Here is a 15231-nt window from a genome sequence, read left to right as displayed (position 1 = left end):
CTTTAGATTTCATTGCCGAATCCGAAATACTAATTTATTTTCCTAAACGCCTTTAATACCTGCATAATTTCTCGTTTAAATTTGATTGATACACATTTTTGAGTTATCTTAGAAATTTTCAATCGTAATTTATAGTTCCACTATCATCAATTTTGCTATTTTTAAAATCTTTTTTATTCATATTTTTAAGTAGTTTTCTAGCTTGAAAAACCGAATCGTCATAATACTTTATTATTTTCAACTCTTTTTCCTTGCCATATTTATCTACTTTTTTAATAATTTTTCTAATTCTTTAAATTGTTTACTTTCATTATTTTCTTTTTTTAGACTGTTACTTCCCTATTTATATTTTTCATACGTCCATCTATTTTTTGAGCATTTTCCAAATTTTGATGATATATAACTTCTCTACCCATAATAAATATAATTACTAGTATTATTAACCCCAGAGCTTTTTTCAGCCATACTACCTCACAATTTGCTAATTTTTTGACCGTTTACTATTTCATTTTTAGATTGTGATTATTAATCGTAAGTAATCTAAAAAATGATCTATTAATTTTTATGATCCTGCCTATATTCCACTTCACGATTATGCCTTTCTGTTTCTATTAAATGTTGCTCTGCAATTTCTGATTGTCGTTTAGCATTATCTATGTTGGCTTGAGCCGCTTGTTGTTGCATCCTCGCTACTTCCTCTGCCGCTACAGTTCCCTTCATCGCTTCTTCTTCCATTACCCTTCGGTGTTTATCATTTTCAAATTTTTCATATGACTCCTTAAAAGTATCAACCTTACCATCCAAGATATTTTCAATTATGTCATAAGCGTCAGAATAATTTTGATATTCTGCAGGAAGCTGTCCACCAAGTTCCATAATATATTCATTATTATCATCAAGTATCGCAAGTTTTTCATTGTATTGATCTAATAATTTATCTTGATTATTTTCTAGCTGCTTGTGTAAATTATCTAGTTTATTTACTTTAACGGCTTCAAACACCTTATTTCTTTCATAATATTTAACATTATAAATAATTTTTGTTATTATACTTCCCCAAAACAATAAATAAAGAAAATTATGTATTGTTTCTATTTCTGACCACGAAATGTTAGGTTGTCTTTTAACTATCGTATCAATAAAGGATATAACACAAAATAATATTATCCAGTACCACCAACGAGTCCACTCAAATTTTTTTTCTAAATAATCATTTTCTTCTTTACTAATTATAGTTTTGTTCTCTTTTTTAGAGTTCTCCAAAAGTTCATCATATTTTATATATAAATTCAATCTAGTTTCAAGAAAATCTCTATATTTTATCACCTTTGCCAGTTTTTCAGCCGTTTCTTTATCAACGGAATATTTTTTTCTAATTGATACACTTGAATCTTGAACTTCTTTTTCTAAATTTTTTTTGGTTGAACTCAGTTCCACATTTAATTCATCTAAGATTCCATGTAACATCCGATAAATTAAGCGACCTCGTTTATAAATAATATCAGTAACTGCAGAAATATATTCTTCAAAATCTTCAATATCCGATAAGTATTTAAGATTCAGATTATCATCTTCATCTGTTTCTAAAAAATCCCACAAAAGGTTTTTTTCAATAAAACCTTCAAGATTATTAAATTGATTAAAGTAATCCTCACGATCTAAAATTGATTTTTGAAGGTCACCATTCATATCACTTTCACCCTCGTAGAATGAATTTAATTCATACAAAAACTGATCAAAGTAATCTAAATATGGATTTTGAGCTCTTTTAGGATTAATACCACCACGAATAGGTAATATTCCAAAATTTCCCAATTGATAATTATTGCACACTTGAAAATATGCATTTCCATTTCCATCCACAGCTTCAAATTCAAACAATTGATTATCATCATGTAGCGTATATTTTTTTATAATATCAATGATTTCAAGTTGTACGTCTCGGTTTAAGAATCTATAATAACTCCCGTAATATTTCTTTATTGCTATTCTATAAGTGTTTAGTGTATCGCCATTTTGCTCTTCTTCATTATACCAAGGAAAAATCTTATGATATATTCCCTTATTTAAATTAGTCCGATCTGCCTCGTCACCTTGCGTTAAAAAATCAAATTTTATTGCTTGTTTCTCATCAAGTTTTAAAAAATCATCTACCGTTAGATCATTTTTACCAATATAATTATCTAATTTCACTTTAATACCTCATCAATTTATTTTAATATGTTAGTTATTTCTTATCGTGCTAAATTTATTTTTACGCTTATCTTTTTATGATTACTAATTCCGACTGGATATGTTTCAAATGTTTCAACTTTTTTTTCTAACGCTGGTGAAACAAAAATATGATCTAACCGCTTATTTTCCCATGTACTTTCTTTATCTTTTTCTGAAAACAATTTTCCTAACTCACTGATCTTTAAATAATATTTTGTATCATCCCGTTTCATTTCGGATTCATTAAAATCACCCGTTAAAATTATTTTTTCGTTTGCTAAAACTTTTTTTAATGCAAAATTTAAAATATCATCCCAATACAGTTCTTTTCCCACAAAATCATCAGATGCCAAAGGAAGGTACAGAGAATAGACCGAAATTTCTTCACCGCCAACAAAAAAACTCCCACCACATTGCCTATTCAAATATTCATTTGAAATAGGTAATTCTTTCTCAAGAAAGGTTACTTCTGACCTTCGATAAAATAATCTAACATTAACTGGATTTTTCCCTTCTTTATTCGGTAGTAATACATCATAACCCAACTCAGCTAATCGATTCTGAATTTCAATACCGTTTAGATCTCCATTTACTGATTTCTTTCCAAATTCTTGGATTGAAATGAATGTATTATCTGAATTAGATAATTCCAAAAGAACATCGTCAATAGTTCTTTTACTTGTAGCATTTTCATTTAAAAAATTCATATTAAGTGATATGATTTTAAAATTTGTCTTCATATTATTTGCTCCATTACAATTTATTTTATGCACTTAGTTAAACTTAGACTACCCATAGGTTTATAAAATATTTATTATTTCATATAAATACCATCATATTTTGTTTTTGTCCTCCTAATTTATTATTTATGTAATAAGTTTTTAAATCAATGTATTTTGACGTCCTAAGGAACTAGATTTAGTATAATACATCGGTCATACAAAGTAAAGTCCTTTGGACATCATTTTGTATTTTGGTAATCTCATTTTCAAATCTAACCATTGATCTACGTTAAAGATGCACAATTTAACATATAAAATATTTTTAACACTACATCGGTGTACATATGTATATATTCTTGTATTTCGTTAATTTTCGACTACCCATAACGTTAAAAATCATATTAAATGAATTTACATCATCTAATATGAATATTAATACCATCTTTTTGCAACCGGAATGCTTTTAATATTATTCTAATAATGAAAGAGCGGTATACAGTACGTTTCATACCCAATTTTTGATTAAAGAACTCTTTAAATTCATCCATCGTATTGATCGTATCTTGATTTAAATTGAGCGTAGTAGGGTTAACGGATGTATAATCAGCCAACACTCCATCATACTCTGGATTATTTAAAACCAAACTCCAATCAATATCATAAATTTCTACTCTGAAAGATTCAAAAATTTCATCAATAATTTCTCCTGAGGTTTTTGTTTCCCCATTTATTAGATAGTCTAATTTAAGTTCCTCCAGCACTATACGTCCTTCTCTAGATAATCTCATTTGAATTCTCAAGATTTACACCTCCCATCAATTAACCGCGTTAATTTTCGACTACTCATAAATTAACACACTTACTCGTGTTTTACAAGTTTTTTTATGGTTAGTTTTTCTTTTGTTCTTCACTATTATCCACAGATATCCTTTTTAAATCCACTGTTAATTCTTTCCACATGTCATTAAATGCCGGTATATTGGCTGGAGCAACAAATTCTTTCATCCTACTTTCATAACTTAATATAATACTTTCAAAATCTTTTAATCTATTAAATGCCACTAATTTCGGGTTCTTTCTTATCAAAAGAACTGCCTTAAATAGATACGTAAGTGTCACACCTAGCGTTACGCTTCTAGTACCCGTAAACCGAGGCATTAAGTAATATTTGTAATTATTAATAGATTCCTCAACTATTGGACTTATTTTAGCTCGAATTCTTAAATTATTTTCAGTTAATTTTATATTATTTTCTATCTTTAAGGGATTACTTTCAATAACTTGATTCCACTGATTTAGTGCTGATACTTCATCAACAACTCTCGAAATAATTGCACCTTGAGTCATTACTTCGCCTTGCTCTTTTTCATAAATTTTTTTTATTTCTTGGAAATAAGTCGCACATGTTTGAGATATCCTTACTTGAAAGTAGTCAGACATACTATTATTCCTTCCTTAATTTATGTTCTAATTAAAATCTTATAAAAAAACACTTCACGATATGTATCGTGAAGTGTCCATATATTAACGTTTTGAGAATTGACTTGCTTTACGAGCTTTCTTAAGACCTGGTTTCTTACGTTCTTTCATACGAGGATCACGTGTAAGTAATCCTGCAGATTTAAGAGCGGCACGGAAATCTGGATCTACTGTAAGCAATGCGCGAGAAATACCATGGCGAACTGCGCCAGCTTGACCTGAGAAGCCACCACCATTAGCGTTAACTAAAACATCATAACTACCTAATGTTTCTGTAGCGTTGAATGGTTGTAAGACAACTTCACGTAAGTTAGCAAATGGAATGTAATCTTCAATTGCTTTGTTGTTAATAGTAATTTTACCAGTACCTGGTACTAAACGTACGCGAGCTACTGAGTTTTTACGACGACCTGTTCCTGAATATACGACTTGAGCCATTTCAATTGCCTCCTTAAATTAAGTTTGTAATATCTAAAGTTTCTGGTTGTTGTGCTTGTTGATCATGTTCTGCACCACGATATACGTGTAATTTCAATGCTTGTTCTTTACCAAGAGTACCTTTTGGAAGCATACCTTTAACAGAGAAAGCAATCAATTTTTCAGGATCGTTGGCACGGAAATCACCGGCAGTACGAGTCTTTAAACCACCTGGATGATCTGTATGATGTTGGTATAATTTTCTGTCAGCTTTGTGACCAGTTAAACCAACCTTTTCTGCATTGATAACAATAACGTTATCACCAGTATCCACATTAGGTGTGAATGTTGGTTTGTTTTTACCGCGTAAGATAGAAGCAACGACAGTTGATAAGCGACCTAAAGAGATATCGGTTGCATCAATAACATACCATTTACGTTCTATTTCGCCTTTTTTTGCTAAATAAGTTGTACGCACGATTGTTTCCTCCGTTTTTTCATGTTGTTTGTTTGACACTCAAATAAGTTTCCGGGGCCTATCAGTGGGGCAAACAATACCATTTATAATATTAACTATTAAAAGTCAATTTGTCAATCTAATTTATGGGCATCCCACAAATAAATAACACCTTTTCAGATTTAGAATTGCCTTAGTATTCATATTGTCAATAACTACCATATTACCCTAGTTCATCCGGATAATAAACCTTTTTTAAATATAATCCACTGGCTGGAGCTGTTTCTCGAGCCTGTTGTCGATCTTTCACTTCATATAACCTTAGAATATCATGGGCTGGACGCCGCCCGTTCCCTATTTCTAGGAGTGTTGCAACTAAAATCCGGACCATATTGTAGAGAAATCCATTACCATAAAATTCAAAAATAATTTCATGATTTTCTTTATCTTCTCTCACGGTTGCCTCATAAATCGTTCGAACATGATCGGTGACCTGACTACCTGCAGCCACAAAACTCGAAAAATCATGTTCCCCAACTAAATCAGGTAACGCTTCTTCAATTTTTGCGATATCGATTTTATATTTATAATGACCCGTGTAGAATCGTTTGAATGGATCCGTGAACTCTCCTTGTGACACACGATACATGTAGCGTTTACCGTGCGTACTATACCGTGAGTGGAAATCATCACTAACCAGTTCAGCTTTTTTAACTTGAACATCCAATGGTAATAAACTATTCAAAGCCCTTAACATACTCATTTCTGGGATTTCATGCATGAAATCAAAATGAAAAACTTGACCTAATGCATGAACGCCTGCATCCGTTCGGCCAGAACCATAAATTCTAACCGGAACATCTGACTTACTCATAATTGTGACTGCTTTTTCCAACACGGATTCAACAGTTCGTTGGTTTGGTTGCCGTTGAAAGCCGGCAAAGGCTGCCCCATCATAAGCAACTGTAATTTTATAACGTACTGACATATTTCTTCATCCTTAATTTTTGAGATAGACTAATGCAACGGTCACGACTGCGAATAAGACAAAAGCCATCGTATCCGTTGTTTGCCATTTAAGCACTCGGTATTTCGTACGGCCTTCGCCGCCTTGATAACCACGCGATTCCATCGCAATGGCTAAATCTTCCGCCCGATTGAACGAACTAACGAATAATGGAATTAACAAAGGAATAATTGACTGCATTTGTTTAATCAACGGCCCTTGACCAAAATTCACGCCTCGAGCACGTTGCGCATTCATAATTTTAGCCGTTTCATCCATCAATGTTGGCACAAATCGTAACGCAATTGATAACATCAAGGCAATTTCGTAAACTGGAAATTTAATGGCTTTCAGGGGTTTCAATAACGATTCAATCGCGTCTGCTAATTGTAATGGCGCCGTCGATAACGTTAATAATGTCGACATAAAAATAATTAAAATAAATCGACAAAAAATATATAATCCATTTGTCACACCAAACTCCGAAATTTTGAAGATTCCCCAGTGCCAATACATCTGGCCGCCACTTGAAAATAGCATTTGTAGAGCAACCGTGAAAATAATCAGCCAAATTAATGGCCGGACACCTTTTAGAAAGAAACTCAGACTAATTTTTGAGGCCAAGATACAGCCCAACGTAAAGATTAGGAGCATCGAGAAACTTTGCCAGTTGTTCGCCATGAAGATGATTCCGACAAAATAGAAACTCAGAACTAATTTAGCTCGGGGATCAAGACGATGAATAAGTGAATCACCTGCTATGTAACGTCCTAAAATTAATTTATTCATTTGCGTCGTGACCTCCTTTTCGACTTAATAGTTCGACAAGGTCATCAGCGAGCTCAGCTTCCGTTAAAGGTATATTGGCGAAAGAGAACCCTTTTTCAGTTAATCTTTTTGAAAATAAGGTCGTCGTTGGCACATTCAAATGGTTATTCAATAAGAAATCCGGATCCGAAAAAACAGCCCTCGGCGTACCCGATTTAATAATCGTCCCTTTAGACATAATAATCGCATAATCTGCATAATTCGCCACGTCATCCATTTGATGCGTCACTAAAATTATTGTGAGATTTTGTTCACGATGAAGTTCCTCGAACATTGCCATCATGTCAACGCGGCCCCTAGGATCTAACCCTGCCGTAGGTTCGTCTAAAACAAGGATTTTAGGCTCCATAGCTAAGATACCGGCTATCGCTACTCGACGCATTTGGCCCCCTGAGAGGTCAAATGGAGACTGTTGATAGATACTCTCTGGCAATCCAACTAGTTGCAGCATTTTTTCGGCAATAGCTTCTGCCTCAGATTCTGTTTTACCGAAATTTTTTGGCGCAAAAGCTACGTCTTTAATGACGGTCTCTTCAAAGAGTTGTGCTTCTGGAAATTGAAAAACAATTCCAACCTGTTTGCGTAAATCGTTCAGCGCTTTATTAGGCGTTTCTGGCGTTATTATCTGCTCACCAATCTGAATTTCACCTTCAGTGGGCTTTAATAGCCCATTTAAATGTTGTAATAGTGTCGATTTACCAGAACCTGTATGCCCGACGATTGCCGTAAATGATCCATCCTCAATTTCCAGATTGATATCATGCAGAGCCTGACTTTCGAAAGGCGTGCCTTTTTGGTAGGTAAAGGCTACTTCGTTGAATTTAATTGCCATAACCAATCTACCATGCCTTCCTCTGTCATATAGTCGTCCGGAATGTCAAAATGACGTTTTTTAAGTGCTGCCTTTAAGCGTTCCGGATAAGGGACATCTAAACCCATATCCACTAATTGTTCACCAAGCGCAAAAATTTCGGCAGGTGTTCCCTGTTTAACAAGTTGTCCGCCATCCATCACCATAATTTTATCGGCACTTGCCGCTTCATTAATATCATGTGTAATTGAAATGATTGTTAACCCACGTTCATCTTTAAGTTGATGAATTAAGCTCAAAACCTCGTCACGACCTTCAGGATCCAACATACTGGTTGATTCATCCAAGATGATGACTTCTGGCCTTAGAGCGACAATTCCTGCGATTGCGACCCGTTGTTTCTGCCCACCAGATAATCTGGCCGGTTCTTTGGCCGCAAACTGCCACATGTCAACACGTTCAAGCGCGTCTCTGACACGTTCTTGCATTTCTTTACGTTCAATACCATTATTTTCAAGTCCAAATGCCACATCGTCTTCAACTGTTGCTCCAACGAACTGATTATCTGGATTTTGAAAGACAATTCCAATTTTACGGCGAATATCCCAAACTGTTTCAGTTGATAGCACAAGTCCATCAACCGTAATTTCACCAGACTTAGGAGCCAATAGGCCATTAATATTTTTTGATAGCGTGCTTTTACCACTACCATTATGACCGATGATAGCGACCCACTCTCCTTTATTAATCGTAAAGGAGACATCTTTGAGCGCCATTTCATTCAGTTCTTTTTGTGCTTCATATTGATAATTTAAATGATCAACTTTAATTACTTCAGTCATGCCGCTTGTCCTCACACTTCACAAAATAGATTACGTTTTGAATTATATCACAGGCAAAAATTAACCCGGTAACTTTATACTTTTAATTATGCGTGCTAATCCGATTATATCTTCATCATTATGAGTCAAATTTTCAATTATAAGGCACTTATCACTTATTGATGGAGATTTAGTTGTGACTGCTCAGAACAGGCTGAGAACCGTATTCTGGTCCAATAGTTCTCACCATGCAATAATTAATTAAATTTTGTTGTCGTCGGTAGTTATTTTGTTTTCGAACCACTTTAAAACCTTGTTGTTCAAAAAAAGGAACGGCTGTTATTGAAGCATCTACTGATTGTATTTTTGTTTGTAAATAACGTCTTTGATAGTTGGTTAATCCAGCAAGCAATCGTGTACCGATTTGTTGCCGAATCATAAGACTCGAAACATACAATAAATCTATCTGCCCGTCTTCATCAATATTACTAAACCCAACAACCTTCCCGTCACTTATGGCAACCAAACTATACGTCTGAGTTAACCGTTGATGCCACTCGTCCAAATCGGGGTGTACTTGTACCCATTCATTAATTTCTAATTGCGAATAATCCTGTCGATTAACGACTTGAACAGTTCGATTAAACAATGCAATAATTTCGGATAAATATTTAGGATCATACCGATAAAGTTGACTACCTTCAATCGACATCGGGCTACCTCCTGATTGGATTAAGAATATTATTATCATACTAGGTTTCTAGACATAAAAAAAGGGTTCTAAACACATTACTTGAATGTGTTTAGAACCCTTTTAAAAATCTCATTAGACAATAAAAAATCACTATGAAGGATGACCGGAAATTCACAAACGTGAAAGACCTTCAAACTAGACTAAGATTACTCCATCATCATAACGTTTGTTTTTAATCATCAATCAAAGTGAAAAATTATCTGTTAACGAATTATACTAATTCAATAATAACCATTTGTGCGGCATCGCCACGACGAGGCATTGTCTTCATAGTTCTAGTGTATCCACCATTACGTTCAGCGTAACGAGGAGCTACATCAGAAAATAATTTTTGTAATGCTGATTGAACAGTGACATCGTCACCATCTTCTTTCACGTCAGCAACTGTGTTTCTTACGAAAGCAGCAGCACGACGACGTGAAGCCAAATCACCACGTTTACCTAAAGAAATCATTTTATCGGCAGATTTGCGTACTTCTTTAGCGCGAGCTTCAGTAGTCACAATTCGTTCGTTGATAATAAGACTTGTTGTTAAATCACGTAACATTGCTTTACGTTGAGAACTTGTACGTCCTAATTTGCGGTAACTCATGAATAGGTTCCCTCCCTCTATATAATATTAGTCATCATGACGTAATGATAAATCAAGCGCAGCTAATTTAGCTTTAACTTCTTCCAATGATTTACGTCCTAAGTTACGGACCTTCATCATGTCAGCTTCGGATTTATTCGTCAATTCTTGAACCGTGTTGATACCAGCACGTTTCAAACAATTGTATGAACGAACTGATAAATCAAGTTCTTCAATCGTCATTTCGAGCATTTTTTCTTTATGCGTTTCTTCTTTTTCAACCATAATTTCGGCATTTTTAGCTTCATCGGTTAAATCAACGAATAAAGTCAAATGCTCAGTTAAAATTTTAGCCGACAAACTAATGGCTTCGCTTGGTGTAATTGAACCGTTAGTCCAAACATCAAGTGTCAATTTGTCATAATCATCTTTTTGACCAACACGTGTTTTTTCTACTTGGTAGTTCACACGTTCGATTGGGGTATAAATGGAGTCAATTGGTAATACGCCGATTGGCATATCTTCCGCTTTGTTTTGATCAGCGGATACATATCCACGACCATTACTAGCGTTCATGCGAACATGAAAAGATGCGCCTTCTGCGACTGTACAAATGTACAAGTCGGGATTTAACACTTCAACATCACTGTTGCCAATGATGTCACCGGCAGTAACTTCTGCGGGACCTTTCACATCAATTTCGATGGATTGGTCTTCGTCAGCAGCTAACTTCAAAGCAACTTTCTTAATATTCAAGATAATTTGAGTAACATCTTCCAATACGCCTTCAATAGTTGAAAACTCATGTAAGACACCATCAATTTGAATATTAGTAATAGATGCACCTGGTAAGGAAGATAGTAGAATCCGACGAAGTGAATTACCTAATGTCGTACCATAACCGCGTTCAAGTGGCTCTACAACAAATTTACCATAGTTAGGACTTTCATCTATCTTATGAATATTTGGTTTTTCAAATTCAATCATTCTTATCTTTACCCCTTTCAAAACGTAACGTGTAATCTAGTGAAAACATTATGAAGTTCAACTCCGTAATGAATATTAATCCACGTTAAACACGACGGCGTTTTGGAGGACGACATCCATTATGAGGCACCGGAGTAACATCGCGAATTGCGGTTACTTCGAGACCAGTAGTTTGTAAAGCACGGATTGCGGCTTCACGGCCAGAACCAGGTCCTTTAACAGCTACTTCAACGGTTTTCATACCGTTTTCCATTGAGCCTTTAGCTGCAGCTTCTGCTGCCATTTGTGCTGCGAATGGTGTAGATTTACGACTACCTCTAAAACCTAATGCACCAGCTGATGACCATGCAACGGCGTTACCGTTAACATCAGTAATCATAACAAGTGTATTGTTAAAAGTAGAATGAATATGTGCAACACCGGCTTCAATATGTTTTTTAACACGGCGTTTGCGAGAAACTTTCTTAGTTGCCATAAATAGTATTACCTCCTTAATCTAGTAATTATTTCTTGCGGCCTGCAATTGATGTAGCTGGGCCTTTACGTGTTCGAGCGTTGTTTTTCGTGTTTTGTCCACGAACTGGTAAACCACGACGATGACGCATGCCTCGGTACGTTCCAATTTCTTGGAGACGTTTAATGTTCAAACTGATTTCGCGACGTAAGTCACCTTCAATTTTGAATTGATCAACAACTTTACGGATTGCATCCTCTTGGTCAGTTGTTAAATCACGAGTTCTAATATCTTCTGATACTTCTGCTTCTACCAAGATCTTAGCAGCAGTAGTATTACCGATTCCATAAATGTAAGTTAATGCTACCACGATTCTTTTATCACGTGGAATATCAATACCTGCAATACGAGCCATAACAATTACACCTCCTAATTTTTATTATCCTTGACGTTGTTTATGTTTTGGATTTGCGCTACAAATGATCATAACTCGACCTTTGCGCTTGATAACTTTACAATGTTCACACATTGGTTTTACTGATGGTCTTACTTTCATTGAATTATACCTCCTAAAAGTTTTTGAAGTACAATCTATTTAAAGCGATAAGTAATACGACCCTTACTTAAATCGTAAGGAGACATTTCAACCGTCACTTTATCACCAGGTAAAATACGAATATAATTCTTACGAATTTTACCTGAGACATGAGCTAAAATTTCATGATCATTTTCAAGTACTACTCGAAAAGTCGCATTGGGTAACGTTTCACGGACCGTACCCTCAATCTCAATTACTTCTTCTTTCGCCACGTAAATGTACCTCCTTAAAATCGTGTTTTAACTTTACATGTAAAAATGGTGAGAAATAGAGACTCTCACCCGTTCTTATCAGGATATTAATAAAAAATATCCTCCTGAAAAGATAAACCGGAATTATTCTATCATACCGCTATCTCAGATGCAAGTTAGTCACTCCGGCACAATTACTTTGCGGCGGAATACTCAGATTACTTGAGATTGTTTAAAATCGTTTCAATATCTGCAAATACATCTTCAATATCACGGTTGCCATCTACTGTATACAATAGATGACGTTGTTCATAAAAATCTAATAACGGTGTATTCATTTTGATGTTAACTTCTAAACGGTTCTTAACCGTTTCAAGCTTGTCATCTTCACGTTGATAAAATTCATGATGACCACAACGATCACATGTACCTTCAACCTTTGTGGGGTTAAAGATTTTGTGATAAGTGGCACCACAGTTGCGACAAATGTAACGACCAGTTAAACGTTCAATTAGAGATTCAGGATCGACATGAATGTCAATGACTGCGTTAAGAGGTTTTCCAAGGTCTTTACCGATTTCGTCCAAGGCAACAGCTTGCGCCATATTTCTTGGAAAACCATCAAGCATGTAGCCATCTTGAATATCATCCTCAGCTAATCGTTCTTTGACAATGCCATTTGTGACTTCATCAGGAACAAGATCGCCACGATCAATATACTTTTTAGCTTCAAGTCCCATTGGTGTTTCATTTTTCATTGCTGCACGGAAGATGTCCCCCGTAGAGATATGAGCGATGTGGAAAGCGTCGACAATCTTTTCAGCTTGTGTTCCCTTACCTGCACCAGGTAAACCCATTAACATCAGGTTCATTTTAGTCATGAATATCCTCCTAATATGAGAAATGGTTAGGCATCAGCCTAACCTAATTCTCAGTTTAAAATTTGTTTTTATCGATTATCTAATGAATCCAACGTACTTACGTTTCATCATCATACCCTCTAATTGACGAATTGTTTCAAGAGCAACACCAACAACAATCAACAGACTAGTACCACCTAAACCAATTGATTCATCTAATCCAAACATACTTGATGCTAATAATGGAATTAAAGCAACAAATCCTAAGAATAATGAACCAACGGTACTTAAACGCATCAATAATTTTGAAACATATTTTTCTGTTGCTTTACCAGGCCAAACACTTGGAATGTAACTTCCTTGTTTTTGTAAGTTCTCTGAGAGTTTCTCAGGATTTACCTGAACGAAAGCGTAGAAGAATGTGAACAAGACAATTAATACGGTATAAAGAATGGCACCGTATGTCGTTTGCATATTGAAAACTTGACTCAATACTTTGTACCAAGTCGCGTCCCCTTGTGAGCTTTGGAAAGCCAAAAGCACAGTTTGGGGAGTTGCAATGAATGAACTCGCAAAAATAACGGGGATAACACCCGCAACGTTTACCTTAAGTGGCAGATATGAACTATCTGTCGCACCAGCAACTCGTCTTGTGTATTGAATTGGAATCTTATAGTTAGCCTGTTGAACATATGTTACAAAAGTTACGATTGCAAAAATTGCAACGAACAAGATTACTATGAACAAGATGCCCCCCCAAAGATCACCTTTATCAGCTTGGACAATTTGTTCATTAAAAATCTGTTTAATACCACCCGGGATACGAGAAACGATACCTGCCATGATTAACATGGAAACACCATTCCCAATACCTCGTTCAGTAATCATATCACCTAACCAAGTCGTCAACATTGTTCCGGCTGTTAAAATAATGCCCAGAACAACATATGTCTCCGTACTTGGATTTTTAACCAAACCTAAACTACTCAATGAGTCTAACCCTGCAGTGATACCCACAGACTGAACAAATGCTAAAACAATTGTTAGGTAACGCGTAGCTTGATTCAATTTACGACGACCAACTTCACCTTGCTTACTCCATTCTACAAAACGAGGAACAATGTCCATCTGTAGTAATTGGATAACAATTTGAGCGGTAATGTAGGGTGAAACCCCCATTGCGAAAATCGAGTAGTTAGTTAATCCACCACCACTAAAAGTGTTAAGAAGACTAACTAAGTTACTACTTGTTGCACTAGCAATTGCAGCATGGTTAATTCCAGGAACTGTTATAAAAGTACCTAAGCGAAAGACAATTAAAACGCATAAAGTGAAAAAAATCTTTTGACGGATTTCTTTCACGGCTAATGCATTTTTCATCACTTTAAGCATTAGATCACCTCTGTTTGACCACCGGCAGCTTCAATAGCTTCTTTAGCAGCAGCTGAGAATTTACCTGCTTTAACAGTTAATTTCTTGTTAAGTTCGCCGGAAGCTAAAATTTTAATTCCTGATTTTTCGTTCTTAACAATACCTGATTCAACAAGTAAAGCTGGTGTTACTTCAGCACCGTTTTCGAATTTGTTTAAGCTATCTAAATTGACAACTGCATATTCTTTACGGTTAATGTTGTTAAATCCACGTTTTGGCATACGACGGAATAAAGGCATTTGTCCACCTTCAAAACCTAAACGTACTTTACTACGGGCTTTTTGGCCTTTTTGACCACGTCCAGAAGTTTTACCATTACCAGAAGATGTTCCACGTCCGACACGGTTACGTACTGAGCGAGAACCTTCACTTGGTTTTAATTCATGTAATTTCATAGGGTTGGCACCTCCTTATTTTAAACTGCAAACAAGATGTTGATGTTATTTAACTTCTTCAACGTCCACTAAATGAGAAATCTTTGCGATAACGCCTCGTGTTACTGCGTCGTTAGGACGAATAACAGAGCTGCTAATACGGTGTAAACCGAAAGCTTTAACGATTTCGCGTTGATTTTGAGGACGTCCGATGACACTGCGTTTTAATGTAATTTTCAAATCTGTCATGTTTTAG

The 15231-nt window shown here is 35.4% G+C and carries 21 protein-coding genes; all 21 read right to left on the bottom strand.

What is annotated here, in order from left to right; all coding sequences use genetic code 11:
- Nucleotides 1-555: 555 nt before the first annotated feature.
- The 21 genes from N0K73_RS03420 to rpmD all read right to left on the bottom strand — a co-directional run bounded on the left by N0K73_RS03420 (nucleotide 556) and on the right by rpmD (nucleotide 15224).
- Nucleotides 556-2193 (bottom strand): DUF6994 family protein, encoded by a 1638-nt coding sequence (locus N0K73_RS03420; protein ID WP_112250634.1) that lies wholly within the window; start codon nucleotides 2191-2193, stop codon nucleotides 556-558.
- Between the two features lie 41 nt (nucleotides 2194-2234).
- On the bottom strand, nucleotides 2235-2954 hold the full coding sequence (locus tag N0K73_RS03415) for an endonuclease/exonuclease/phosphatase family protein (RefSeq protein ID WP_112250636.1): 720 nt from the start codon (nucleotides 2952-2954) through the stop codon (nucleotides 2235-2237).
- Nucleotides 2955-3352: 398 nt separating this feature from the next.
- A complete protein-coding gene (locus N0K73_RS03410) occupies nucleotides 3353-3736 on the bottom strand; it encodes a hypothetical protein (RefSeq protein WP_225416496.1) in 384 nt (127 codons plus the stop codon).
- Between the two features lie 88 nt (nucleotides 3737-3824).
- Nucleotides 3825-4376 carry a hypothetical protein gene (locus N0K73_RS03405; protein WP_112250638.1) on the bottom strand — a complete coding sequence of 184 codons (552 nt, stop codon included), beginning with the start codon at nucleotides 4374-4376 and terminating at the stop codon, nucleotides 3825-3827.
- An 84-nt stretch (nucleotides 4377-4460) separates the two neighbouring features.
- Nucleotides 4461-4853, bottom strand: a complete 393-nt coding sequence (rpsI, locus tag N0K73_RS03400) for a 30S ribosomal protein S9 (protein ID WP_057974610.1) — start codon at nucleotides 4851-4853, stop codon at nucleotides 4461-4463.
- 13 nt (nucleotides 4854-4866) lie between these two features.
- The gene (gene rplM / locus N0K73_RS03395) at nucleotides 4867-5310 is read right to left on the bottom strand and encodes a 50S ribosomal protein L13 (protein ID WP_057974611.1); all 444 of its coding nucleotides are present in this window, start codon (nucleotides 5308-5310) and stop codon (nucleotides 4867-4869) included.
- Between the two features lie 202 nt (nucleotides 5311-5512).
- The gene (gene truA / locus N0K73_RS03390) at nucleotides 5513-6277 is read right to left on the bottom strand and encodes a tRNA pseudouridine(38-40) synthase TruA (protein WP_112250640.1); all 765 of its coding nucleotides are present in this window, start codon (nucleotides 6275-6277) and stop codon (nucleotides 5513-5515) included.
- A 12-nt stretch (nucleotides 6278-6289) separates the two neighbouring features.
- Nucleotides 6290-7084, bottom strand: a complete 795-nt coding sequence (locus N0K73_RS03385) for an energy-coupling factor transporter transmembrane component T family protein (protein ID WP_112250642.1) — start codon at nucleotides 7082-7084, stop codon at nucleotides 6290-6292.
- Nucleotides 7077-7955 (bottom strand): energy-coupling factor ABC transporter ATP-binding protein, encoded by an 879-nt coding sequence (locus N0K73_RS03380; RefSeq protein WP_112250679.1) that lies wholly within the window; start codon nucleotides 7953-7955, stop codon nucleotides 7077-7079. Before N0K73_RS03380 ends, N0K73_RS03385 begins: the two co-directional genes overlap by 8 nt.
- A complete protein-coding gene (locus N0K73_RS03375; RefSeq protein ID WP_057974615.1) occupies nucleotides 7931-8776 on the bottom strand; it encodes an energy-coupling factor ABC transporter ATP-binding protein in 846 nt (281 codons plus the stop codon). Before N0K73_RS03375 ends, N0K73_RS03380 begins: the two co-directional genes overlap by 25 nt.
- 169 nt (nucleotides 8777-8945) lie before the next feature.
- On the bottom strand, nucleotides 8946-9467 hold the full coding sequence (locus N0K73_RS03370) for a GNAT family N-acetyltransferase (protein ID WP_181647391.1): 522 nt from the start codon (nucleotides 9465-9467) through the stop codon (nucleotides 8946-8948).
- A gap of 253 nt (nucleotides 9468-9720) precedes the next feature.
- Complete coding sequence (rplQ, locus tag N0K73_RS03365; protein ID WP_057974617.1) at nucleotides 9721-10101, bottom strand: 50S ribosomal protein L17; 381 nt, start codon at nucleotides 10099-10101, stop codon at nucleotides 9721-9723.
- A 27-nt stretch (nucleotides 10102-10128) separates the two neighbouring features.
- Nucleotides 10129-11067 (bottom strand): DNA-directed RNA polymerase subunit alpha, encoded by a 939-nt coding sequence (locus N0K73_RS03360; protein WP_057974618.1) that lies wholly within the window; start codon nucleotides 11065-11067, stop codon nucleotides 10129-10131.
- Between the two features lie 85 nt (nucleotides 11068-11152).
- Complete coding sequence (gene rpsK / locus N0K73_RS03355; RefSeq protein WP_057974619.1) at nucleotides 11153-11542, bottom strand: 30S ribosomal protein S11; 390 nt, start codon at nucleotides 11540-11542, stop codon at nucleotides 11153-11155.
- Nucleotides 11543-11570: 28 nt separating this feature from the next.
- Nucleotides 11571-11936, bottom strand: a complete 366-nt coding sequence (gene rpsM, locus N0K73_RS03350; protein ID WP_057974620.1) for a 30S ribosomal protein S13 — start codon at nucleotides 11934-11936, stop codon at nucleotides 11571-11573.
- A gap of 24 nt (nucleotides 11937-11960) precedes the next feature.
- On the bottom strand, nucleotides 11961-12077 hold the full coding sequence (rpmJ, locus tag N0K73_RS03345) for a 50S ribosomal protein L36 (protein ID WP_057756760.1): 117 nt from the start codon (nucleotides 12075-12077) through the stop codon (nucleotides 11961-11963).
- Between the two features lie 35 nt (nucleotides 12078-12112).
- On the bottom strand, nucleotides 12113-12331 hold the full coding sequence (gene infA / locus N0K73_RS03340) for a translation initiation factor IF-1 (protein WP_057974621.1): 219 nt from the start codon (nucleotides 12329-12331) through the stop codon (nucleotides 12113-12115).
- A gap of 197 nt (nucleotides 12332-12528) precedes the next feature.
- Entirely contained in the window at nucleotides 12529-13191 is a 663-nt protein-coding gene (locus N0K73_RS03335; RefSeq protein ID WP_284060691.1) for an adenylate kinase, read from the bottom strand.
- A gap of 75 nt (nucleotides 13192-13266) precedes the next feature.
- Nucleotides 13267-14562, bottom strand: a complete 1296-nt coding sequence (secY, locus tag N0K73_RS03330) for a preprotein translocase subunit SecY (protein ID WP_057974622.1) — start codon at nucleotides 14560-14562, stop codon at nucleotides 13267-13269.
- Complete coding sequence (gene rplO, locus N0K73_RS03325; RefSeq protein ID WP_112250646.1) at nucleotides 14562-14996, bottom strand: 50S ribosomal protein L15; 435 nt, start codon at nucleotides 14994-14996, stop codon at nucleotides 14562-14564. Before rplO ends, secY begins: the two co-directional genes overlap by 1 nt.
- 45 nt (nucleotides 14997-15041) lie before the next feature.
- Nucleotides 15042-15224, bottom strand: coding sequence for a 50S ribosomal protein L30 (rpmD, locus tag N0K73_RS03320; protein WP_057974624.1), 183 nt, complete (start codon nucleotides 15222-15224; stop codon nucleotides 15042-15044).
- Between the last annotated feature and the right edge of the window lie 7 nt (nucleotides 15225-15231).

The organism is Dellaglioa algida (assembly GCF_030127605.1).
Lineage (GTDB): Bacteria > Bacillota > Bacilli > Lactobacillales > Lactobacillaceae > Dellaglioa > Dellaglioa algida.
This window is presented reverse-complemented; position numbering and strand designations above follow the sequence as displayed.